We start from the raw sequence: 23,761 nt of genomic DNA on the forward strand, positions 1-23,761 counted from the left end.
CTCAACTTCGATGTAGAAGTCTGCATCAAAGGTACCTTTAACACCTAGAGAGTTTAAGAAATCTTGATTGATAACGTAAGACCATTGACCACCTTTGGCATCCCACTTAACTGTCACAAGTTTCTTGATGAACTCTGAATTGGTACCTTGGTTGAACTCAAAGGTAAAGGCATAAGAGCTACCTTTTTCAATCTTATCGCCAGCTTTGATAACCTTACCATTTTTCAATGTCACGTCATAAGGTAACACAAGCTCTTTTTCTGCTGTGTATTCTGTACCCTTGATGATACCTTTCCAATTACCTGTATAACGGTCATGTTTCGTATCAAGTTTATCCAGACCATCATATTGGTACAATGTATCATGTTTTTCTGGAACAGTTACTCCGTCAAGATGGTACTGAACAAAATCACCTAGCTGAACTTCTTTGCCATCTAGGACTTTCTTGCCAGTTCTATCAAGTGCATGTTTATCTGGTTTCACCTCTGGCACTTCAACTGTCACAAGATTGGATTGATAGCTATTACCAAAATCAATCTGTTTAAATTGATTCTTAACGATTTCTCCCTCTTTTACTAATAGTTTAGCTGGAAGATCAATCGTCACATTTTTATTTTGCTTCACGTAATTGTTGTAGAAGCTCGCAGAGTTTTTCGCAACCCAAAGATAAAATTCACCTTTAGGTGCCAAGTTCAATTCCTTCAGGATATTCTTGATTGCATCCGTACGTCCTGCATCTGAAAGCACATGATACATCTCGAAGAGTTTTTTCACATCTTGTCCTGCAGCAGTCATCTTGATTTTGCTGTGGTCAACTGTGAAGGCTTTGTCTTGAACATCATCCAGGATTCCAAACTTCTTACCAAGTGCCTGCGCTGAAGCAAGAGTTTTGGTGTATGGACTGTAATCTGTTGTCAAACGGAAGGTTACGTTGCGGTCAAATGTTTTAGCACCATTGATATACTTGCCAGAATGATCTAACACAGATTTGACTGGTTTTGGTGGACGTGGAGTGTAGTTCGTAACAGTATTTGAGAAAACTTCATAGTTATTCACTAACACTTTATAAGTGTTATCATAGAAGCCCTTGTCATAGATTGGTTTCCAGGTAATCACAGGAGCTTCTAAGTGTTTCCCTTCGTAGGTTGCAGTAAAGGTATAAGTGTTCTTTCCTGCATCATAGGCAACGCCCCATCCTGCTTTCTCCGTTGCTGCCTTTGTGACAGCTACATCAGGAACAGCACCAGCTTCGAGTGGATCAATGATGGTAATCTTGTCTCCCTTTTTAAGGTTAGAATAGATATTATCATGATGCAATGTATAAAGCTGAGTAGCATTTTTAACCACTGTTTGACCGTTTGTATTGGTCTTGTCTGTGTCTGCTACAGATTTGCTGACAACTGGCTTATACTGCAATTTATAACCGTGATAGCTTGCAGATAATTTCTGATTTTTGGTTTCAGAGAGAGTTTTAAGAGTCAAGGTTGGTTTGACTGGATTCTTTGTATTAACCAATTCGGCTGATACAGGTTCAGTCTTACCTGGCTTCACGGTTGTTTTTGTGATAGTTGCCGTAGCTGGAACTTCAACAACTGGAGTTACAACCTTTGTATTCAAAGCAAACCAGTATGTCTGTCCTGCTGGTGTTGCAGAGCCATCCCATTGAGCAAAATCAGTAGTGAAATCAGTCCCCTCAGTGAAGACACCGAGTGCTGCTCCCTTATATTGATAAGAAGAGTCAGAAGTGTCCCATGTAACCCCTACATTTTCCTCTGTATTATAGTTATCAGCATAGTTGTAACCATCGTTTTTATGATACGTTACAGTTGAACCGTTAATCTCAACATTTTTACCATTAACTGCTCCAGCACCTTCCCAACCAATTATGTTATAGTTAAGAGATGAATAAGTTATACTTGCTGGAGTTTTTTCTGAAGCAGTGAACACTACTTCTTTACCATCAACATTGTAGTAATAAGTGTCAGTCACTCTAAACTTCATGTAATCCGAAGTATCACCAGTACCATCATTACGAGCGACTACAAAGCCTTCTGTTGGATCATTCAAAACGTATACATCATTCAAGCCTGTCTTCCCTTGATTAAGAATCTCGAATTTTCGATGGATACGAGAAATATCATGCTTTTTACCATCTGCAGTTGAAACAGTCAAACCTTTCAGATTTGTGTAGTCAACTTCTGTTTTCCATCCAGTGCCAACATCACTATATTTTAAAACTTTGGTAGAATCAAGAATACGACCATATCCTGAAGAACCACTTGAGGAAGCAATATAACTTGTCGTTACTACTGTTGAACCTGAAGCAGATGACTTCACTGTTGCTTCAGGATTAGCTGATGCAAGACTGAGAGCCTGTAAGACAACCTCTTTTGTGTACCCTTCCGTGCTTGTCTTAGCTCGAAGCTCATCGTACTTCTTCTGCCATTCCGCTTGGGTCTGCTTAGCTTTGTCATAAGCTGCTTGGTTTTGTTTCCCAATTTGCTTCGCTTCATCAGCTGAAGAAACTTCCTTTGTTTTAGAGGTTAGAAGCACTCCGGTATTTTTCAGTTCGGTTGATTTGCGATCAGCATCTTGATTGACTTGTTCACTAGCATCCTTCTTCTCTGTGTAGGCAGCCATAATCGCTTTGTTAAGCTCAACTTTGCCTTTTGCAGCTGCAATAGCCTGTTCATTTTTCTTTTGTAGCTCCTCTACTTCTTTGACTGAAGAAACAGTACGTGTAACGACTTTAACATCAACTTTTTCTTTCTCCAGCTGTTCAGATGCACTTTCTACCGCTTTGTTTAAAGTAGTAGCTTGTTTAACAGTAGTATCATAGGTATCTTTTTCAACCAAGTAATCTGCTACTGCTTTCTTGTTCTCTGATAAGACTTTCTTAGATGTTATAACAGCTTCCTTGTTTTTAGATGCTGTTCCATCAGTAGCTGTCGAACCGTCATTCGTTACAGTGACAGTTGTTGCCCCTTCATGTTTGGCTTTTTCACCAGCCACAAATTTATTGTTAGCGTGAATAGCTTCCTGCGCTTCCTTGAAGGCTTCATTGTTTTGAACTTGTTTTGCAGTTGTAGCTTCAAGCTCCTTGACCTGCTTGTCCTGGTCTTGTTTAATCTCAGACTTAGACTGTTCCAGTTTTGTTGTAGTAGTATCTGTTCCCTTATCAACTGATTGAGTCTCAGAAACATTCACTCCTGCTTCTTTTGCTTTTCCAGCTGCCTTAGTAACTACTCCATTATCAATCGCTACAGACTGGCTTCCTGTTGTTTTACCAGCTTGTGTAGCGTAAGCGTTGTTGTCGTTTCTACTTTCAGGCTGGACTGCTTCATCCGCCAATACAGAACCTGCAGAGAAGGCTACAATACCTGCAACTGCAATTCCTGATACTAAACCTTTAGCCCATTTTTTCTTACGGAAATATCCGTGTCCTTGTGTTTTTTCTGTCATTTAATTGTTTCCCTTTCAATTTCACCTTAAAACATTTTCTTCTTGTAGAAGTAACCAACTGCTGTCAACAACATAGCCCCAATAGTACCCAGAATGCTTTCTGCCGTTCCTGTGTTTGGAAGGGTTTTGAGCTTACCATCTTTGTCTGTAACAGAGATAGTCTTATCTTCATTGACAGTACCTCCGACCTCTTCAGGAGCAACTACAGAGCCATTTGAAAGAACAATATTTCCGTTTTGAGTGCTGACAATTGAAGCTCCTGTATTCGTTTCAACAGGCTCTTTAATTACATCATGGACAACCTGTCCAGTTGATGTTGAAGTAGTTCCAATTTGAGACTTCCCTTGTTCGTTTGCCTCGACTGTTGTTTTTGGCTTTTCAGCAGGTACACCGTCAAGGCTTTCAGCGTTATCCTTACCTTGTGGTTTGTCTTTAGTTGATGATGTATCTGGAGTTACTGGTTTATCAGTTGGTACGCCATCTAAACTCTCAGCATTGTCTTTACCTTGCGGTTTATCTGTAGTTGATGATGTATCTGGTGTTACTGGTTTATCAGTTGATACGCCATTTAAACTCTCAGCATTGTCTTTACCTTGCGGTTTATCTGTAGTTGATGATGTATCTGGAGTTGTTGGATCAACTGGAGTAACTGAAGGCTCTGTTGGCTGAACTGCTGGAGCTTCTGTTTCTGTTGAAGTGCTAGGTGCTGTTGGCGTAACTACTTCTGTTGTTGGAGCTGAAGAGTCAATTGGTGCCAGATCGTCTGCTGATACATAACCAGCTTGTGAAAGTGCAATTGTTGATAGTGCGAGTGCTGCTAATACTTGTTTCTTGTTCATTGTAATTTTTCCTTTTCTAATTTTTAAGATAATTTGATTCTTTTGGTTCTGTTTCTACAACAAATCCATATTTTGAAGAATCAGAAGCTTTTACATCAAAAGTTAATCTAACGCTAGATGATTTATCACCTTTTTTGACTGATAGGATATAGGAAACCGTGTATTTTTGAGTTTCTGAATCATAATTCAACTTCTCTAAAATAACGGACTGCAAAATCCCTTCTTTTGGTTGGGTAAATTTTGCATCACCTTCAGAAAGAAAATCCACTAGGTTTTCTTTTTTGCCTGAGTAATAAGAAGGTAAGAAATAGCGGCTAAATACATCAACTTCATTTTTCGTTGAAATGATTAGTTGAGTATTTTTTTGTTCCTGGTATAAGAAATTTACTTTTTCTGACTGGTTTGATAGTTGGGTGAAAGCAAAGAATACACAAACAATGTTTACTATTGTAAGCACTCCTAAAAAACCTAAAAATAGATAAAATTTCTTGAGGGAAGTTGACTGCTTATGAGGTACAGAATCCCCAATATCTGGTTGTTTTCTAGCTTTTGGAGCAAGTGCCAAACCACTTGATTGAGAACCAATCAACGTTTCACCTTCAGCTGGGAAAAGGGGTAGAGAAGAATCAGATAATCCCAAACTTTGTTTATATACAGGATAAATCTGGTTCTCAAAATACTCCCTTTTTTCTTGATAGCTGTAATTCGCAAATTCAGAGCGAGTAAGTATCGCTTGAATAAGGGGAAGCAAGAGATTTTCATAGTCTTCAGTAATGAGGAATGGACTAGCATAAACCTCTCCTTCTGTCACTACAGTTTTCCCTTCCATATGAGCAATTGCTACTTTTTTCAGCTGAAACCGACCATACGCCTGTTTTAACTCTTTAAATAACAACTCCGCTTGTTGAAATGTTAGATAGGGCAAACTTTTTGAAATCGGCTGAGAAAAATTAGAAAGATGATCCAATCCCTCAATAATATCAAGCAGTTCACTATCTTCCTCTAGACCTCTTCCATCGTCCCAGGTAAGCTCTAGGAAAAGCTCATCCGTAATAGAACATCTATTTTTATTAAAGAGTGAAAAAGTCATAATTTTCACCCCTTAATTTTTAATAAAGTTAAAGAACCATTCAATAATACTTGGGCCTGCTGCAACACCAATAATTGCAACTGCAATCGCAACCCAATGTTTCTTCATCGCCGCTTTTAGCTCACGTCCACCAAAACCATAAATCAATGAGGTTACAACCGCTGCTAAACCAAATAACACAACACCGATTCCCTGAACCTTAGTTATTCCTTCTTTTGCTAAGGTATCAGACTTTGCGAACGGATCTTCCGCATAAACTGTAGATCCTGTTAGAAATAGTGAAAGGCTCAATAAAAACATTTGTGATTTTGTCTTTACTTGCTGAAGTTGTCTTGTCAAATAATTTTTCATAGAAATCCTCCTTTGTTATTTTGACAATATTAGTGTAATAGATAATTGAAAAAAATTTTTTAAAGGGACAATCATTTTTTTATTGTGAACTTTATGAAAATAATACTTCACCAAATGACTTATTTTTAGCCTCAACTTCAAATAATATTTCTCTTTTATCTTCACGGTGATGCTCATCTGGCGCATCACCTTCTACCCAAAGATGAAAATGATATTCCTGGTTGAAATCTGATAGATTAAGAAATTCTTTAGAAATTAAAGGAAGTACTTTATGCTTAATCACTCTTTCAAGTGGCCGAGCACCATCTTTTATATTTGTTCCTATATCTAATAAATAAGTAACCAAACTTTCTTCATAAGAGAGAGTCAACTTTTGATTTTTCATTCTTTCTTCAATTTCTGATAGATGCTTGACAATAATTTCTTTATTCACTTCCTCGTCTAGCATATTGAAAATCAATTTATATTCAATTCGATTGAGAAATTCTGGTCGAAATCTAGTTTCTAACTCCAACGTCATGCTCTTTTCAAACTGAATTTTATCCCTATCGGTTAGCTTTTTAAAATTCCCTTTCAATTCGTACTGCTTAATAATTTTTTGAGAACCAATATTCGTAGTAATAATGACAATCGTATTCTTAAAGCTCACTTGCCTTCCAGTTGAATCAGTCAAACGTCCTGCATCAAGCACCTGCAAAAATAAATCTACAACTTCTGAGTGTGCTTTCTCCACCTCATCGATCAGAATAACGCTATAAGGTTTTTGTTTAACCTTCTCAGTCAATTGACCTTTTGTCCTAGTTTGATGATCACCAATCAACTTTGTAATATCTCCTTTTTGCTTGTACTCAGACATATCAAAACGAATAATCGCCTCTTCATCATCAAACATCCCCTCTGCCAATGCTAGGGCAAGCTCTGTTTTTCCAACTCCTGAAGTTCCTAGAAACATGAAGGAAGATAGGGGCTTTCTTTGATCCTGTAAACCAGCTTGTGCAACAGTTATAGCATTCACAACAGCATCTACAGCCTCATCTTGACCTTTAACACGTCGTGACAGTTTTTCTTTTAAACCATCTAATCTTTCCTTGTCACCTTTCAAAATCGTCGTGACAGGAATACCTGTTTTATTTTTCAGTACCTCTGCAATTTCTTGCTTCCCAACATGACCTAATCCATTTGTAGAACAAATTGTCGCTGCTTCGTCTATTAAGTCGAAGGCTTTATCAGGTAAAAATTGATCTGGTATGTAACGAACAGATAAAAGTACAGCTTGTTTTACAGCATCAGAACTAATAGACACCTGGTGAAAACTTTCGTAAATAGCTTTAGCTTGTTCAAGAATTTCAACCGCTTGAGTAGTTGTTGGTTCATCAACCATAATCGGTTGCATCCTTCGCTCTAGCGCTCGATCCGTTTCGATATATTCATGAAATTCATCCAATGTAGTTGCGCCAATCAATTGCATCTCACCACGTGACAAAACTGGTTTAATAATATTTCCAGCATCCAAAGCGCCCTTATCTGAACCACCAGCACCAACAATAGTATGAAATTCATCAATAAAGAGAAGATTCTCTCCTTTGGTTTCTACCATCTCCTCAATAATTTTTTTAAACTTAACAATAAATCCTCCATCCTCATCTGACATTAAACTAGATAGTTCCAGAGAGCGCACGGTCAAGTTTTTTAATTTGGGAGATACCTGGTTTCTTAAAATGGCTAAAGCAAATCCTTCAACAATAGCTGTTTTTCCAACTCCAGCTTCTCCTACCAAAATGGGATTATTCTTAGTTCGTCTGAGAAGAGTGGTCTGAACAGCTTCTACTTCTTTATCACGTCCGTAAACCTGATAATCTTCTGCTTTTTTTGAAACTTTTTCTGTCAAATTATCTGTATAACGATCTAAATAGGGTGTTTTTTTCTTTTCTTCAGTAGTCACACTTAATCACCTCTTTCTTTTACTTCCTTGATTTGAAGAGTGAGCTTATCTTTTATCGCATCCACAAATTCTCGTGGATTGATTGTCCCTTCTCCAATCTGAGATAGAAACATTTCCCAGCCTCCTGTTGTCTCTGGATCAGAGAATTCATTGTCATAGAGATAATTGATAAGTAGATAGGCCTTGTTGGTAGGAGTTAGTTGACCTGTTTTTTTATCTTTAACAACATAACCCTTACTTTGAATTTTTTTAATGATTTCTCCTCTAGTGGCTTGTGTTCCTAGGCCATATTTAGGAAACACTTGGCCAATCAATTGGCTTTCAGTTAGTCTTTTAGGTGGTTTTGTTTCACCTCCTACAATCTGAACCTGCGTATCAATTTTATCTCCCACTTGATAATCAGGAACTTCAACAGAACCTCGTACCTTTCGAGAACTCCATTCAGCCCATCCTAACTTATGAAGCGTTCTACCTTTTGTTTTAAAAACAAGACCATTATTTTCTACTTCAATTGTTTTGGTTGAATAATAACAATCATCCGCAAACATCAAGATTGCCTGCTTCACCACCGCTTCATAAATCAGCCGTTGGTCAGTTTTTAGATTTGAAAGGTTTGGAATTCTTTCGGTCGGAATCAAGGCTGAGTGGCTCGTACCAGACACTTTTTCATCATTGACGTAATCTTCTCTAGGCTCCAAAAACGCTGGCTGAAAATGACAATTAATAGCTTTTTGATAGGCAAATAGATTTTCTTTTAAATCATCAAATTCAAAATGACTGATGTATTCTGAGTCTGGTCGTGGATAGGAGAGAAATCCTTCCAAGTACAGTCCCTCAACAATGCTCTCAGTTTTATCTGAGTCAAATTTCCAGGCACTTGCTGCAAAACTTTGTAATGCAGACAAGGTAAATAGTTGTGGAGCGGATTTCTGATGATTTTCTACCTCAACTGAAGAAATAACAGAGGTAGTTGATAATCCCCTTGAATAGGCTAAAATAGCCTCACTATCTTTAGTTTTATCTTTGGTAGTAAAGAATACCCCATTTTTCTTATCCTCCAACTGAAGCTTCCAATATTTTTCTGGAGTAAAGTTGCGAATCTCTAAATCATTCTCACAAACTAGTCTGACCGCTGGTGTTTGTACTCGGCCAACCGATAGATGGCTACCTTTTGCTCGAGAGAGTTGTCCTCTTGCTTGAAGATCAAGTGTTGCAAGAGGTGATAGGTTCATTCCTACCAACCAATCACTTTGTGCACGTGCTTCAGCTTCCAAATAGTAATTATAGGTTTCTGAAGGTTCCTTCAATTCCTGAAAAGCTTTTTGAAGAGCTTTCTTTGTCATGGAGCTTGCCCAAAGACGTTTCCAAATTTTCTCCTTCCCTCCTGGTATATGCGATAAAATAGAATACGCAATTCGCTCTCCTTCTCTATCAGCATCCGTTCCAATAATCACTTGATCCGCTACTACCACTTCATCATAGATTCTCTTAAATTTTTCTCTCGAATCCTTGTCCTCTTTCAGATGTTGCTTAAATGAAACATTTGTAAGAGGTAATTTATCAAGTGACCAGTTGTCTGGTTCGCTGTATTCAAATAGGTGCCCTTCAGCAGCCACCACATGTACTTCAACTGGGAAATAGGGCGACTGCCTAATGAGATAGACACCTTTCTTTTTACTAAATTGTCCCAAAGCTGTAGCGTAAGCTTCTGCCTGTTTCTCTTTTTCAGCCAGAACAACTATAACCATATCATTCTCCTTCTACTTCATTTTCTGTCATTGTAAGCTATAATTAAAAAATCTTTTGTAAAGGGACATTGATAAATAATACAGTGAGTTGATATCAAAAAACAGCACAAAAAGTTATATAACTTTATATACAAAAAAGAGGCTCTTAAAGAGCGCTCTTTCTAGACTAGACTTTAAGCCCCTTCTTTGGGCTTTGGATAAAATTTTGATTTTGTACCACCTGTCTGTTTAACTGGTAAGGTCTCGTATGTTGTTCAACACTTTTTACAATCTTAGACACTGTTCCATGAATTCTTTTCATAGATTGCGCTAATTCTTGATCATCAAGAGATGTTAAATTATCAGTCCAAAGTGCCATATAGCGAATAGCTTTCTCCGAGGTATCTAACCCAAAATGCTTAGAAACGAGATAACTTGTCATCTCAGCTTCAAGTTCTCTACGATCTTTTGAGACATCTTTCTTATACGAGTTAGCAAATTTAGGATTATGCAGACTAGCATGCGCTAACTCGTGAATGGTTGTTGCAACGACTTCCCCAGGAGTATTATCTCTATTCAAAAGTATTTTTTGTTCATCTGGATAAAAAGCTCCCTTCGCACTCTTCAACTCTTTTGCATCGTCTTGATAGATTGTTACCCCAATATTCTTAGCATAGTCTGAAAGTCCTTCAAGCACCTCTTTCGTACGAATATGATCCATATTAAAATCATAGTGACGATTTGGCATCGCTTTTGGATAAAATTCAGGCTTCAAGGTTGTCTGAGACAACTCAAAGACTTTGTACGTAGCAAATTTAGCTAAGCCTGTTTTTGAATCTCTTTCCTGGAAGAAGCGAGATTTTAATTTTCCTTGCTTCTTTAAAGCTTTTTCTTCAGGTGTCGCTTCAGAAAGTCTTTTATATTTTGGATTGCCTTTCCCATTTTTTACCTGATTCCCATTTTCATCCAATACAGGAATCATTTCAACCATCATAGGTCTAAACAAGGTAATATGTGATTTTTCTCCTGTCTTAACCGAAAGATTGTTATGGACAACTTCTCTTGTTCGACCTGTTTTTTTATTGGTATAGGTATTTCTAGTTTCAAATACCTGATCTGAAGTAATCCCAAGAGCTTCCCCCATAGATTGCCATTGATTATAGGTTGCGACTGCATTCGCTCCTGGCCACTGTTCCTGAATCAACGCTACATTTCTAGGTGAAAGTTCTGGAAACTTACTCATAAAATTCAGATACTCTTCTAACCGTTCTGGTGTTTCTGTGTACTCTCTCACTTTTTGAAAAGCAACCTCACTCAATTCATGAGGCGTTAAAGTAGCATAATCAATACTACTTGGGTTTACTTCAGGAGTTTCCAATTCTGAAATAGGTTCCTCTTTTAGAATATCCTCTACACGCTGAAGAAAATTATTTTTAGTTTCTTGCTTAGAAGATTGAAAAGCTTCCGTTTCTCTTGTATCAAGGTTTTGACCTTCTCCCTCTCCCATCAATCGAGACGATTCATTTGCTTCCTGGGAAATTTCCTTATTCACCTCTCTATTTTCCAGCTGAGAAAGAATTTCTTCATCCATCAATGCTAGTACAGATTGACCGTTGAGTCGACGATATCCTAATCCTAGCATTTGTGAAATTGGTTTAGTCTCATCTCCAACATCATATCGAATTCCCTCTTTAATCACTTCACCACCTGGAACATAGACATCAAATTTTACCTTAGTGAATGGAATGTAAGCTTCTTGATTCCCTGTTGCGTTTACCTCTGCTACACTACCATGATGACGCTCATAGAAGGCCTTATTTTCCTTATACAGTGTTTCAGCAAATATTTGGTAGTCTACAAGCTCTGTTTCTTTAAACGGAATCTGAGGACCATCTGGCCACGTTTCTGACCACTGGAGACGTACATGGTAGGTTTCACTAAAAATTCGATCCTGATTCCATTCTTGATAGAAATTAGAATTTTTATCAACAAGACCCAACTGGTCAGCAGCATCTACCACAGCGCTAAAGTTTCCTTCATGATTATCAGAAAGTTTATAGTAACGTTCCCAAGCTCCTTTAGATTCTTCAGGAACTTGTAAACCTAACTTTCTAGGATCTCCTACACTATATGCAGAATCTAATACTTTAGTGAAAAGTTCCGCTGAAAAAGTATCTGTTGGGAGTGCTTTTTCTGGACTAAATTCTTGTTCAGTAATTTCGGATATGACGTTCTGATCAGAGGAAACATTCATTAATCGATCATCTATATCATGAGATTCTTCATATTGTTTATTCTTTAAAATAGAAAGCATCTCCTCACCGTCGTCTTTTACATAGTTTTTATTTATGTCAATCTGTTCTATCAAGCCACCTCTCTCTCGAAAAATACCTAAAATTTCATTTTTTCTAGCTTCTTGTAGCTCTACCTTCAAAACTTGTCTTGCTTTAAATACCGATACAGGAACTATTCCATCCTCGGTATTCGCACGGAATAAAAGCATCAAATCACTATCGTCTGACTTGATTAGACTATCAAAACGTCCTTGATATCTAGGAATATCTTGTAGATCATCAAAATAAAATGAATCTGTCTGTAAAACAGTCTCTAAATCAGGAAGAACTTTAATTTTATCAAATGGAGATTCTGTATTTTTTAAACGAATATCATCGTAACTAAGTTCCCCACCATTAGCAAAATCATGCAATACTTTCTCAGGTGTTGCAGCATCACCAATAATTTTTAGACCAGTTAGATGCAGAAAATTCTCTTCTAAAAAGTTTACCTGTACTAAACTACCATCTGATGTAAAGTAATGGACGGTACTATTTGCCAACTCGTTTAAATAGAATTGAGCCGCTTCTTGAACATCTACTCCTCTTCTATTTAATTTGCCCAAATTATAAGCGTCAATAGACTTTTCATACTTTGTTTTTCTTGACTTAAAGCCATCTTTTATGTTAAAATTTAGATACTGAGAGGATACAGTAGGACGACTGGTAACAGAGCGTTCAAAGGTACTTGTTTCAAGTACGGGTGAGGTGCTACCTTCAGCTTCGGGCTGTAAATAACCCTTGCGTTGATACATCCTCTCGTTTTTTTGTTGCTCTGAAACATCCTGCCCTTGATGAACCTCAAGAGGCTTTTCTGTTTCTTCATCTGAAGAAATGGTCTGTTCTGATGATACAGCGACTTCTTCAGCCGCTTCAGGAGTAATAATAACCTCTTCATTTCTCAACTGCTGGAGAATATGGTCATAGGTTTCTGGAGATATTTCGACCGTTCCAGTTTTACCGTTAAGATAGTCTAGTAAGTGGTATGGGACTAGCTGGTAATAATAATCAATATTCCCAGTCACAATCTCATTAGCTGGATAACTGATAATGTTCCATGTATCACGGCCCAAGGCTCCAAGTGGATCCACGATGCTCTTACCCCAGTTTTCAGCTGTCAAGCTATCTAACTGACGATTGAGATTATAGGCACTGATAGCGACTTCTTCTGAAAATACTGTAGACGTATTTGAACGACCTAATTCTTTTTGAATACTCTTCAAAATATCGTACATCTGATTTTGTTCAGGTGTACCTTTTTCTTTAAAACGATCAATATTAGTATCATTGATAGACTCAAAGAAAGTCCGATATTCTTTCAAATTCTCAAGTGCTTTTGGTTTCAACTGCTGCATCGGATGACTCCATCCAGTATAGTTGACCAAGGTATAGAAATAGGCTTCATCTGAAAGTGTAATCCGCAGAGCTCCAGCTTGAATTTGACTTTGAACCGCTTCAGATAATCTTTCTTGATTAGCTTTAAAAGTATCATAAGATACTTGAGCACGATAGTCGTGATCTGCTTTTTGAGCTAACTCCAAATAAGGTGCAGGCAAATCCTGATTCAATTGTTCAGAAAGATCTTCACGTTCACTACCAATATCATAACGAATAGACGATATTAAAGAATTTCCTGACTCATCTTGCAAAGCAAAATAAGTCTTATCATACCCTGAATCTGGAATGATAAGTTGCCAGTCATTCTCTTCATAGAGTTTGGCTATAAAGTCATTATAAGGAATAACCTCTCCTGAAGAATACTGTTTAGATAATTTTGAATTCTCCGAGAAATCAAAAACAACTTGTAGTTCTGGTTCCATTGCATGATCTGAAGATGGAGTAACATCAGCAAAGTTTTCAAACAAAACCCCTTGTTCACCTTCTGTTTGTCCTGTGATTGATTCCTCTTTTTGTTCTGGTTCGACTGAAGAAATCCCTGGAAGATCCACATCATTTTGTCTATTTAACAAGTTATCAAGAACCGCTTTTTCTTCGTCGGTTCTAGGACGATACTTAGTAGATGGAACAAACGTTCCTTCTTCAGTGAGTTCCACTGCTACTCGTCTAAGACCTTTTACAAAGTAAAGATTAGGTTGTTTAGCCCACTGATTGACACTGCCATCATCAATTAAAGATTGGGTGCTCGGCTGGATTGTCACAGAAGACATCTGTTCAGATATACCTTCCAGACGCTTCAGTTCTTCTCGATAACGTTTAATGGTTTCCTTAGTATAATGACTTTCCCCTCGTTCAGCCTTCTCAAGTTCTTCACGGATTCTAGGTATATTTTGAACACTCATCTCCAGACCACTTCCCTGACGATTCAACCCCATTTCTTTCAAATGTTGTTGGTGCTCCAGGCGCTCTACTCGCTCTTCCTGTTGCCTAATCTCATCCATCTTTGAGAAGACTTGATCTTCTATTTGTTCTTGCTTACGTTTAAAGCTAGCACCTCCTCGCTTATCATTCATGGGTTGCCCATTTGTTAGCGCTTGGTGAGAATAAGCCCTTGAAATAGCCTCGTCTTGTTCACCCCTTAGTCGTTCCAATTTTCGACGTGCCTGGGCAAGACGACTGTTGTCAGGCTTTTCTTCCTGTTGATTCTTTAGAACATCATTCCAGTCCGTTTTATCTTGTCCTGGTTTTAGTTCTGGTAGATCTGAATTGATAACAGCTCCTTTTGCCTCCAATTCTTGAATGAATGTTCTACCTGCTTCATCATTATCTAAAGCTAGAGTAATCAAATCCGCATTTTTCCCATCTTCAAAAAAGTGATGATCAATAGCTACTTGAAGTCCGTCCGCTAATTGTTCAGGTGTCCATTTTAGCGGTTTTCCTGATATTTCAGCTTGAATTTGAGATAGATGACGGCCTATAGTTGATTCTTTCAAACCATCCATAGAAACTAATCTGACGTCCTGAAGACTATCTTTGTGCAATTCATAGTAGGACATTAAATCAATTGGACTCTCAGTAAAAATCAATCGTTTTGGACTGCCAATATCAACATGAATACCTGTCATAGGATCGGAGTTTTTCATAATCACTTTAGCATATCCATGTTTTGGCCACTTCTCCCAATTCTCTTGAATTCCTTGTAAAGAGGCTCCAACAACTTCACCTGAAGAAGAAAGGGACTTGAAGACAATAACTGGCTCAATCGCATTTGTTGTAAATCCATCATTGCCTTCCGCAAAGTAGTCTAGTTTGGCGTTAGCTTGGGCTAAAACACCCTGTTTCAAAAAATAATCAATCGTTTCATCTGATAGCCCACGTTGATTCCGTAGATAATCTCTTCCAGCTGAAAACGGCTGCTCGTATTTCTCAAGATAGTATTTAAAATCTTCTTGAGCTCTTTCAACCATTTGAAACTCTTTAAAATTTCCATCATTTAAAAAATCTACAGATTGGTTAAAATCCACTTCCTTTATCGTTTCAACTAAAGAAATCGCATCTCCTCCTGTATTTCTGGAGAACCATTTCCATAAATTCTTATCAGGCGATATAACTAGGCTATCATGTTCTTTCCATCGATAGTCTCGTCCAGATCGAACCAGCTCCATCTGGAGCTCGTTTGCAACATCCAAAATATCTCTAGAACGTGCAAATTCAACACGTTCTCTACGAGTTTTCCCACGTCTTGATTCTTGTTCTGTCATATAAAATCTCCTTAAAATCCTTCATACTGTGGTTTATACGGCTCTTTCTCTGCTTGTAGAAACGTTTCTGGATCTAAGTGAACCAATTCCCCTACTGAAAAAGATTCAAATAGCTCAGAATTTTCCTTAAAATCTAGAACCATTTCTAAATCAGAATTTCTTCCTTGACCCTCAAAATGCACTTGCTTGCTATCAGCATTCATTGCCGTAATTAACCATTCGGCTGAGAAATCAAAGTCTTCAACTGCAACATCTGGAAACAATAGCTTCATTTTTCTTTTCCTTTCTATTTTTATCCTTCTATTCTATGTAATAATCGAAAAATCACAGTTAAAGGGACAATATAATTTCAAAAAAGAGGCATATCCATAAGCAAACAATTTAAACAAAAGAGGGTTCGACTTGAACAAATTTTCAGTTTGAAACTAGTTTCAGAAATAAAAAAAAGCAATTATTTCTATAAAAATGCTTGACGTTCGTAAAGTATTATGATATACTATAACCAAGATAAAGAAAGGGAGAACAAAGTTCTCACGGTAAAACAAAATGATGCGTTATTATATCGAAGACGCGGATAAACCGCTTTTAGAATTAAAAGTTGTAGGGACAGAAGGGAAGGAATGGCCTGAAGGTTTCAGAGAACCGACACTTCTGGAAAAATATGAGTTAGTAGAGAACTCATCTTTTTGGGATGACTTTGAAAGCAGTTTTTACGAGGGCATCCTCGAAGAACTAGACATCGAATTTGACTTCACTGATGAAGATGCGAATTGGGATGCCACATGGGATGAAGTCACTAAGGCTATCGAAGATTTAAAGAAAGCACAAGAAAGCAAATAAAAAAGAAAGGGAAAGCGAAAAGCTCTCATGGTAAAATAAAATGATTAAGTGGACAGGTAAAAGTACAGATGGACGTTGGAACAAGACAGTAGAAGCTGATAGCTATTTTGAATTATTAGAGAAATTGGTTGACAAAGGGTATATTGGAGATTATATCGACAGCGACTCTCAATTATTTCATGAACTTGGTTATGTATCTCAAGAGGTTTCAGAATTAGAGGAACGTTTAAACTACGGGGAAACAGCAGATGACGCTCTAGTAGAACTTGAGAATTTTGAATGGGATAAAGTTTTAAGAAACTTGACAGATAAAGAAATTGAGAGCGCAATTCGTGGATGTGATAGTCAAGCATATTACCAAGAATTTGAGGTAACACAATGAAAATAAACACATCACAAGTTGAGGCAGTCTTGATGAATAAGGCTGTCTCAGCATATCGTTTATCAAAAGAAATAGGCATACAAGAGAGCTCTATCTCTCTCTTGAGAAATGGTAAAAAAGACTTTAACAAGCTAAGTCTTGAAGTAGCCATGAGAGTCCAGTCTTGGATAGACGCAGGCAATTACCGTTTCAGTTACGATTATAGCGAACTGATAGAAGAACTAGAGGCAGACATAGAGGAAGGATCGGCAGACAAATATCTCTATATTGTGAGAGGAGACTATATTGAATTGCTAGAAAAATGCCCTATCATTGACTACTACTATACTGCTGAGGAGATTGAGCAGGGAGATCTCGCAGAAAAAGTCTTGACTACTTCGGCTTTGGCAGAAATGAAAGCAGATAATGAATTGTAAAAAACCGTGAAAAATCACGGTTTTTATTTAACTCCAAACACCTCCATTTATATACTGTGCCCCTTCTCCTCAAGTTCTTGCCTCTCATCGCTTCTCTCACGTTCCATGAGGGCTTTTTTATTTGCACGTTGAGCCCTTTGAAGAGAATTGGTCAAATTTCTCATGAAATCTGTATTGATGATTGCTTTACCTTGGGATTGTTGGACGTTTTTTCTTTGCAGGTTCTTCCTTTCTTGCATTTTATGTGAAACAGCTTGAGCTAACTGACTTTTCTGATTGCTTTCTTCCTCTGGCAATATTTTTTGATAGAGTGATTTGAGTTCAGAAAATCCTTTCGCATTCTCCTGTTTTAATTTTTGAATAGTAGTTTGATCAGTCGTTTGTGAAATTTCCTTGTTTCGACTGTAAATCTGATGCTTCAGCTGAAAAATGGAGATATGTGTCTGTAACTCTTCTATGTAGCTATCTTTCGTAACAGGATGGCCCTTTAGGATGGTCAAAACTCCTTCATCTTGAAGAGGTTGAATTGTAGCTAATTCCTCCTTCAAACGTTTAATAGGTGCTTGAATTGTTAATGAGTCAGCCTTTTCTATAGAAAATGAAACACTATCTTCAAACTGGTTAGCAAGAGATTGTTTTAGAGATTGGTCTGCTTCACTCAGTTTATAATTTGGAGTCAACTGCAATTCAGTCAGCTGCAGTCTTTGAAGAATCTCCTTCTTTTTTAATTCAACAAATGGCTTATCCGTTTCAAGTGGTTGTATTTGATCAAAAAGAGTTTTACGAACTAATAAACTACTCTGTTTTTCCTCCAATAAACTCAATTTTAATGCATAGCGAAATGTTCCTAACTCCTGGCGTTCTTTCAATGATCGATCGCTTTTCTTTTTGGCCGCTTCTACAAGATCTTTCAAATCAACTGAAGAAAATAGTGATAAGTCCCTTAAACTAAGTTGCTTCTGTAGTAAATCTTCTTTCATCTGACTCACATCATAAACTAATTCCGTAACATATTCAGGACGTCCCAAACCTGTTCCGTGTTTATCATAAGCAGCATAGACTGGTTTTGTAATTTCAATAGGTTTTGCCCCATCTTTCAACTCATAACCCAGTTTTTTCCAGGCATCTAGTGTTTTGATAACACTTGCATTGGGATCCTGTTCTAAAATCATTTGTTGATTCTTTACTGAGAAATTGGCCAAATTTTTTTCCAGTCGAACATCAGCTATTTCAGGAGCATTCTCACGAAATAGGTGCAAGATTTTATTTGCTAGTCGTTCTCTCAACTCCTTCTCTCGACTCGCAATTAATTGCTGCAGATGATAGCCTGCAGCCTCCTGTTGTGTTTTCTCAAAACGACCATCAACTTTCCGAATCTTTTCGTAGGTTGATTTTTTTTCAGCTGAATAAGCTCCTCTATAGGTTTCTAGGAAGTCCTTCGTTTCTTTCAGAAATTCTTGATAGAGCTCTTTCCCATCATTTTCTAAATAGGAATCCAGATAGCGGTCGATGAAGAATTTACTGACTGCAAAATCTCTTGCATTTGATCCATAACGCCATTTTTTATCCATTGGCAAATGGTTGTAAGCCTGCTCCAAAAAATTTTTTTCAGCCGAAGAACGAACCTTCTGATCTCTAAACACAGAATTGATCAACTCACTTCTGATATTGGCCAAGATTTGTTCTCGTCGAACAATCATTCCTCTAATCTGTTCATTCAACAGACCATGAAAAACATCACTTTTAAAACGTTCAATGGTTTTCTGAGAAAAGTTACCTCTATATTCCATTCGTCCACGTGGCCGATAGAAAAATTTATCTCTTGCAGATTCAACTTCAGATAAACCAAAATGCACATGAATATTATCCGTGTTCAAGTGAATGTTAGCCCACCAAAATGATGAGTCGGATAATCCTTCTTTTTCAATCAATCTTGGCAATGCTTCACGTATGACCGACTTGATAGCTTGCTGATCAACTTTCCCAGTTTCCAGATCATATAATCCCTCCTTGGCCAAAAAATCATTATCAAAAGAGATAACACCCTGCCATAGAAGAGAGCCATTTTGATAAGCCTGTTCTAACTTACTTTTCAATTCAGTTACTTTGCTACGCTGTAAGTAATTGGCCTCTTTTGTAAAAATCGCTGTCATCTCTTCATTTTGATTTTCAGTAGCATAAGAACGATTCATATAATCGATGTATTCCTGGAAATTAAGTTTTGTTTCTGGAACCTCAGCTTGGATTTTTTGTAGTTCATCTTCAGTTAGAGACTCAATATTTTGTCTGTGTGTTTCTAAATTTAATTCATTATCAACCTCAACAGCTTCGTCTCTATTGGTGTAGTCTACAAACCCACTATTTGCTTCAGTGTATTGCAGCATGAAGGTAATACTTGGACTAGAAGATACGTTCATTATTTTCCTCTCTTTGAATTAAAATAGTCCATTTTTTCTTAAAAGAGCATAGTCTTTTAATAACGGTTGTAATTCTTCAGGTTCAACTTGAAAATCATTGATCCACCGTCCTGATTGAGAAATATGTAATTCTTTTTGCTCTTCAATAAATTGCATGGGAATCAATAAGATATTTGGTTTTTCTAACTCTGAACCACTTTCTCGTTCTAAAAAGGCGACAATAAAATCTTGATTACCTTTTGTTCTCAATTGCCAGTGATGGGAGTTCCCGTTTTTCCTTTTATACAATGAGCTGTATTTTACATCAATCGTTAAACCATCTAGCCAAAAATCATATACTGGATTATTTTTCTTGAAATACTTATTCGCATCCGTTGCATCTGGAACATACTTTTGAAAAAGCTCCTCGGCCAGTCCCCCAAGCTTAGCTGTCCTAGAACCATACTGAATTTTATCTTGAATTTTCAGACAGCCACTCTTAATCAATTTCAAATGAGCTATATGAGTAGGCAACCCTGACTGTCTCACCGCTTCATGAAAATCTCCTGTTTCTAAATAGATCTCAACAACATCTACCATTTACTGTACCTCAATGAGAATGTTTGATTGTTTGACCACGTGCAACATCTTCTTGAATGACATCGTTGATTCTTGCCATTAATTCATGCTGTGTAGGATCCAGTCGTGAATGAATAGATTCCAAATCTTGAACATCAAAATCATCTTTCGTAATAGCATGAAAATTGGTTAGTGTTAAATAGAGAATTTGATCAAGTTGACGATGAATTGCCTTGTTGTCATTTCCAGAATCAAAGCTACCTCCCAAATTTTTTTCCAGCTGAGTCAGTCGCTCATAAAAATTTTTTCCTTCTCCTAATTCAATAAAGAGTTTATAAAAAACTTCAATCAAAGTGACAAGCGTTGCTGAATTATTTCGATACTGTTTCTGCAAAGCAGACGATTCTTTCAAGTAAGATTTTACTTCCTTAAATTTTTCATGTGTTTCTTCGCTAAAGTATAAGCTAAGTCTTGGATTCATTTTTCCCTCCTCAATTTTTCTAAGATGATCCTGTCAAATAATTGATTTTATATCCTGGTTGAATATTAAAGATATATACATCAAATGAAATCTTATCATCTTCAATACTCTGTGCTTCCATACGAACTCCTCTAGCAACTAATTCCACATTTCTAAATATAGGAGTTACTCGATAGCGAACATGGTGGTTCGTATTTTTTATGTAGTTAGCAATTTTATTTTCATAGTAAACCATTGATGATTGTTCATCTTCAAAATTTGCATTTAAAGCACGTGTACCTGTAAATAAATTTTTAGCATTCGCATTCTCTCCACTTAATTGAAAACCGATTAAGTGAGAACGATTATATAAATAATCTTCTTTCCCGTTGAAAATTATTTTTTTATTTTTCCATCCTGTTGGTGTGATAGACGAAATAGATTCTCTATCTTCAATTGGCATCAAATCTTTTCCCAACATCGCTTCAGCAACTCCTACACGATTTAAAAAATCTAGATCAGAATATTTTTCCCAGCTACCATTTTCTAAACTCAATTCGTCTTTTGTAAATTGTGATTTTTCATTGACGACAATCACTTGATTTTTTCCATCATACTCCTTCGATTTCAAATCATCATTTTTCAGAGTAAGATTCAAATTTGAGTTGGAATTTTTTTCTTCAGCTGAATCGGCTATGTTCAATTGAGTCGGAATATCATTTTGTGTCAATCCAGATTTGATAGCATTAAAATTGTTAGGTTGTACGATAAAGATCGCAAGAAAAATTAGAATGAGGAACAGAGATTTATTCTTCTTCATTTTCAAACACCACCTGACCGTCGCTCAGCTTCAAGTGCAGATGCATCATCCATAAAATGTAACCAATTTGTCGTTAGTTCATTTACAATATCTTGTTTAACATTTAAAGCTGAAAGAGAAATGTCATTCTTCAACATCAATTCTAAAATCTGACTTTGTTGGTTTTTGATATCGGACAATGTTTTCGCAAATTGATTATCATACAAATTCAATCCATCATTCATTACGATATTTTGAACTTGCGATAACATAAACTCATTAAAACTTGGATAGTTATATTTTTTTGAAATGGCCTGAAGTTGTTCAAACATATCATCAGGAACATTTCTAATTAAAAAATTTTTAGTCATCACTTTCCACCTCCCCTTCATACTCTAACCAACGTGAAATATGATCGCCATAGCGATCCATTTTTTCTTCAAATTCTGATAGTATCCTTGTCTGTTTTTTCATTTGTTCCAGAATATGGTCAGAAGCTAATTTCATATTTTCTAAATGAGCAACATACAAATCTTGAGCACGATTAAATTTTCCGTACTCAATTTTTTCACGACAAATTGAGAGCAGAAAATCGTTAAATGAGTTGGCTTTATTTTTCTTAGCAAGAGATTTTAGATAATTAATTTCATCATCAGTAAGCCCTCTAATCTCAATTCGATTTTGTTTTATATTTGCCATTATTTTAAATTTTCCTTTCTAAAAAACAGCGCCCTTCTTTTTTCTTTTGTCGAAGCAAAAGCAAAAAGAAGCAAAAAAGAAAACTTCAACCTCGCAACATCACGAACCGTTACGGTTCTATTTTTGCGGTTTTTCAACACACTAACACACACAGAGGGACTAAGGTCCTTTTTAGGTGTGTTGTGGTAGAAAAGAGCATAAGGGAAACTGATATCACGTACCGTGATATGTTGATAGTATCAACGTTTCCAGTACCGGTAATTTTCTCGGCTTCGCCTACTTACACACACATGCTATACTTACCTTTACACACTTTATAGGTGTTATACTTACACTGTTTTTATTCTTTACATACTTTTACATACACCATTTTTGACTTTATTTAGAAATTCAAAACTCAAAAATTAAGACTGATTTTCAGCTGGAAGAGAACCTTCTTCACGATTTTTCTTCGCTGCTAAACGTTGTTCTTTTTCCTCTTCTTTGATGAGGTTTAATTCCATTTTTAACTCTTCTAAAATTGATTCATACGACTGATTTTTATCTTTCTTCAATTGAATTTGAACATAGATTTTACCAATTTGTTTTTGAAGATTCTCTTCTGCATCTTTACGTTCCTTTTCTAAAAGGGCAACTCTTTTCTTTGCCTCTTCTAGTTGATTATCAATTTTTGTTAAATCATTTTTAGCCATGATTACTTCTCCTTTTTATTTAATTAATCCAATTGTAACCGAAAATCTCAAATTATTTTTTAAAGGGACAATCATAAAAAATAAATCCCCTTAATTCAAAAATTAAGGAGATTTTTGACTGCTATTTGTTGGTAAACATAAACTCGCCTTTCATAGAAAACGCACTCTTTTTACTTACATCAAATTGAATCAACCTGAAATAAAAATCATGTTTTTTTCCAAACGGGAAGACGCTAAATACTGGATGATAAAATTCATCAATATCTACAAATTTTTTTTCAAGAGGAGCTTCAGAACCATTCCATGATTTTCTGTAATAGGAAATTCCTGTCTGTTTTTCCCTATTCAAAAAACTTAATTCTACAATATCTTGATAATCCTTTTTCACTGCTCGCTGATTAATCGTAATCATTCGTTGGTTTGCATCACCTTCGTCAGCATCTGTAAAAAGATTGATTTTAGGAGGTAACTTATCTTTTAATTTTCGGATTCCAAGGTAGTCCTTATTTAAGATATTTTTGAACAGATAACGCTGAAAAAGTTTTGCTTGAAACCACTTCATGAAATAATAAATACCGATACTAAAGATTGTGGCTAAAAGCCAGAACGATGACTCGTTTTCTTGAAATGGAAAATCCACTGCGATTGAAAAAATAAAGCCAAACACAACACTTTCAAAAAATGAAAAAATAAATCTCTCAACACCAAAACGCAATTTTGAAAAAGGAACGGCTAAGATAAAAATAACCATCAAAAATCCTAAATAATTTGGACTAATTTCAAGTGTTGCTGAAATTTTTTTAATCAGAACAGCGCCTGCAACCATTACAAAAAATAAATATTGCCATTTAAAGGCTTGTCTAATAAGCCAATTCACTCCACAAATTGCAGATAATTTATATCCCAATTTATCAGTTTCTTTTACCATTTTAATTAAATTTTTCATTTTATTTTACCTCACTTTAATTCATTTCTACAGTTTCAATAGGGTTTGAAAATTCAAATGTTCCATCTTTAACAGCTTCTTTTTTCTTGTCCAAAGACTCCAATTTAGCCTTCAACTTTTCAATGTTTTTATAGGCTGTTTCGATGGTT

The 23,761-nt window shown here is 36.4% G+C and carries 19 protein-coding genes; 3 read left to right on the top strand and 16 right to left on the bottom strand.

Going from position 1 to position 23,761, the window contains the following annotated elements:
* The 8 genes from HMPREF2619_RS04115 to HMPREF2619_RS04150 all read right to left on the bottom strand — a co-directional run.
* Positions 1 to 3,462, bottom strand: a 3,462-nt coding sequence (locus HMPREF2619_RS04115) for an SspB-related isopeptide-forming adhesin (protein ID WP_070459263.1), incomplete at its 3' end; no start/stop codon positions are given.
* A 26-nt stretch (positions 3,463 to 3,488) separates the two neighbouring features.
* A complete protein-coding gene (locus HMPREF2619_RS04120) occupies positions 3,489 to 4,301 on the bottom strand; it encodes an LPXTG cell wall anchor domain-containing protein (RefSeq protein WP_070459266.1) in 813 nt (270 codons plus the stop codon).
* A gap of 16 nt (positions 4,302 to 4,317) precedes the next feature.
* Positions 4,318 to 5,391: a hypothetical protein gene (locus HMPREF2619_RS04125; RefSeq protein WP_070459268.1), complete on the bottom strand. Its 1,074-nt coding sequence runs from the start codon at positions 5,389 to 5,391 to the stop codon at positions 4,318 to 4,320.
* A 12-nt stretch (positions 5,392 to 5,403) separates the two neighbouring features.
* Entirely contained in the window at positions 5,404 to 5,742 is a 339-nt protein-coding gene (locus HMPREF2619_RS04130; protein WP_070459271.1) for a conjugal transfer protein TrbC, read from the bottom strand.
* Between the two features lie 91 nt (positions 5,743 to 5,833).
* Positions 5,834 to 7,684, bottom strand: coding sequence for an AAA family ATPase (locus HMPREF2619_RS04135; protein ID WP_070459275.1), 1,851 nt, complete (start codon positions 7,682 to 7,684; stop codon positions 5,834 to 5,836).
* 2 nt (positions 7,685 to 7,686) lie between these two features.
* Positions 7,687 to 9,432 (bottom strand): type IA DNA topoisomerase, encoded by a 1,746-nt coding sequence (locus HMPREF2619_RS04140; protein WP_070459277.1) that lies wholly within the window; start codon positions 9,430 to 9,432, stop codon positions 7,687 to 7,689.
* 166 nt (positions 9,433 to 9,598) lie between these two features.
* Positions 9,599 to 15,403, bottom strand: a complete 5,805-nt coding sequence (locus HMPREF2619_RS04145) for a PBECR4 domain-containing protein (protein ID WP_070459278.1) — start codon at positions 15,401 to 15,403, stop codon at positions 9,599 to 9,601.
* A gap of 11 nt (positions 15,404 to 15,414) precedes the next feature.
* On the bottom strand, positions 15,415 to 15,675 hold the full coding sequence (locus tag HMPREF2619_RS04150; RefSeq protein WP_000770569.1) for a hypothetical protein: 261 nt from the start codon (positions 15,673 to 15,675) through the stop codon (positions 15,415 to 15,417).
* A 277-nt stretch (positions 15,676 to 15,952) separates the two neighbouring features.
* Here HMPREF2619_RS04150 and HMPREF2619_RS04155 point away from each other — a divergent pair, with 277 nt between their 5' ends.
* From HMPREF2619_RS04155 to HMPREF2619_RS04165, 3 genes are read left to right on the top strand one after another with little or no spacing between them, the layout of a single operon-like run.
* Positions 15,953 to 16,243: a hypothetical protein gene (locus HMPREF2619_RS04155; RefSeq protein WP_186821485.1), complete on the top strand. Its 291-nt coding sequence runs from the start codon at positions 15,953 to 15,955 to the stop codon at positions 16,241 to 16,243.
* Positions 16,244 to 16,283: 40 nt separating this feature from the next.
* Positions 16,284 to 16,625, top strand: coding sequence for a hypothetical protein (locus tag HMPREF2619_RS04160; RefSeq protein ID WP_070459280.1), 342 nt, complete (start codon positions 16,284 to 16,286; stop codon positions 16,623 to 16,625).
* Complete coding sequence (locus HMPREF2619_RS04165; RefSeq protein WP_070459281.1) at positions 16,622 to 17,041, top strand: hypothetical protein; 420 nt, start codon at positions 16,622 to 16,624, stop codon at positions 17,039 to 17,041. The genes HMPREF2619_RS04160 and HMPREF2619_RS04165 overlap by 4 nt, the downstream gene beginning before the upstream one ends.
* Before the next feature lie 47 nt (positions 17,042 to 17,088).
* Here the strand turns inward: HMPREF2619_RS04165 and mobP2 are convergent, their stop codons facing one another.
* The 8 genes from mobP2 to HMPREF2619_RS04205 form a co-directional block, all read right to left on the bottom strand.
* On the bottom strand, positions 17,089 to 19,458 hold the full coding sequence (gene mobP2, locus HMPREF2619_RS04170; protein ID WP_070459282.1) for a MobP2 family relaxase: 2,370 nt from the start codon (positions 19,456 to 19,458) through the stop codon (positions 17,089 to 17,091).
* A gap of 18 nt (positions 19,459 to 19,476) precedes the next feature.
* A complete protein-coding gene (locus tag HMPREF2619_RS04175; protein ID WP_049537693.1) occupies positions 19,477 to 20,037 on the bottom strand; it encodes a hypothetical protein in 561 nt (186 codons plus the stop codon).
* A gap of 10 nt (positions 20,038 to 20,047) precedes the next feature.
* Positions 20,048 to 20,497 (bottom strand): hypothetical protein, encoded by a 450-nt coding sequence (locus tag HMPREF2619_RS04180; RefSeq protein ID WP_070459283.1) that lies wholly within the window; start codon positions 20,495 to 20,497, stop codon positions 20,048 to 20,050.
* 19 nt (positions 20,498 to 20,516) lie between these two features.
* Entirely contained in the window at positions 20,517 to 21,296 is a 780-nt protein-coding gene (locus HMPREF2619_RS04185) for a DNA/RNA non-specific endonuclease (protein ID WP_070459284.1), read from the bottom strand.
* Positions 21,297 to 21,298: 2 nt separating this feature from the next.
* On the bottom strand, positions 21,299 to 21,646 hold the full coding sequence (locus HMPREF2619_RS04190) for a hypothetical protein (protein ID WP_070459285.1): 348 nt from the start codon (positions 21,644 to 21,646) through the stop codon (positions 21,299 to 21,301).
* Positions 21,639 to 21,974: a hypothetical protein gene (locus HMPREF2619_RS04195; protein ID WP_070459286.1), complete on the bottom strand. Its 336-nt coding sequence runs from the start codon at positions 21,972 to 21,974 to the stop codon at positions 21,639 to 21,641. The genes HMPREF2619_RS04190 and HMPREF2619_RS04195 overlap by 8 nt, the downstream gene beginning before the upstream one ends.
* A 404-nt stretch (positions 21,975 to 22,378) precedes the next feature.
* Positions 22,379 to 22,666 carry a hypothetical protein gene (locus tag HMPREF2619_RS04200; protein WP_070459287.1) on the bottom strand — a complete coding sequence of 96 codons (288 nt, stop codon included), beginning with the start codon at positions 22,664 to 22,666 and terminating at the stop codon, positions 22,379 to 22,381.
* Positions 22,667 to 22,787: 121 nt separating this feature from the next.
* A complete protein-coding gene (locus HMPREF2619_RS04205) occupies positions 22,788 to 23,612 on the bottom strand; it encodes a hypothetical protein (protein ID WP_070459290.1) in 825 nt (274 codons plus the stop codon).
* Positions 23,613 to 23,761 lie beyond the last annotated feature (149 nt).

The organism is Streptococcus sp. HMSC074B11 (genome assembly GCF_001808705.1).
In the GTDB taxonomy this organism is placed as follows: Bacteria; Bacillota; Bacilli; order Lactobacillales; family Streptococcaceae; genus Streptococcus.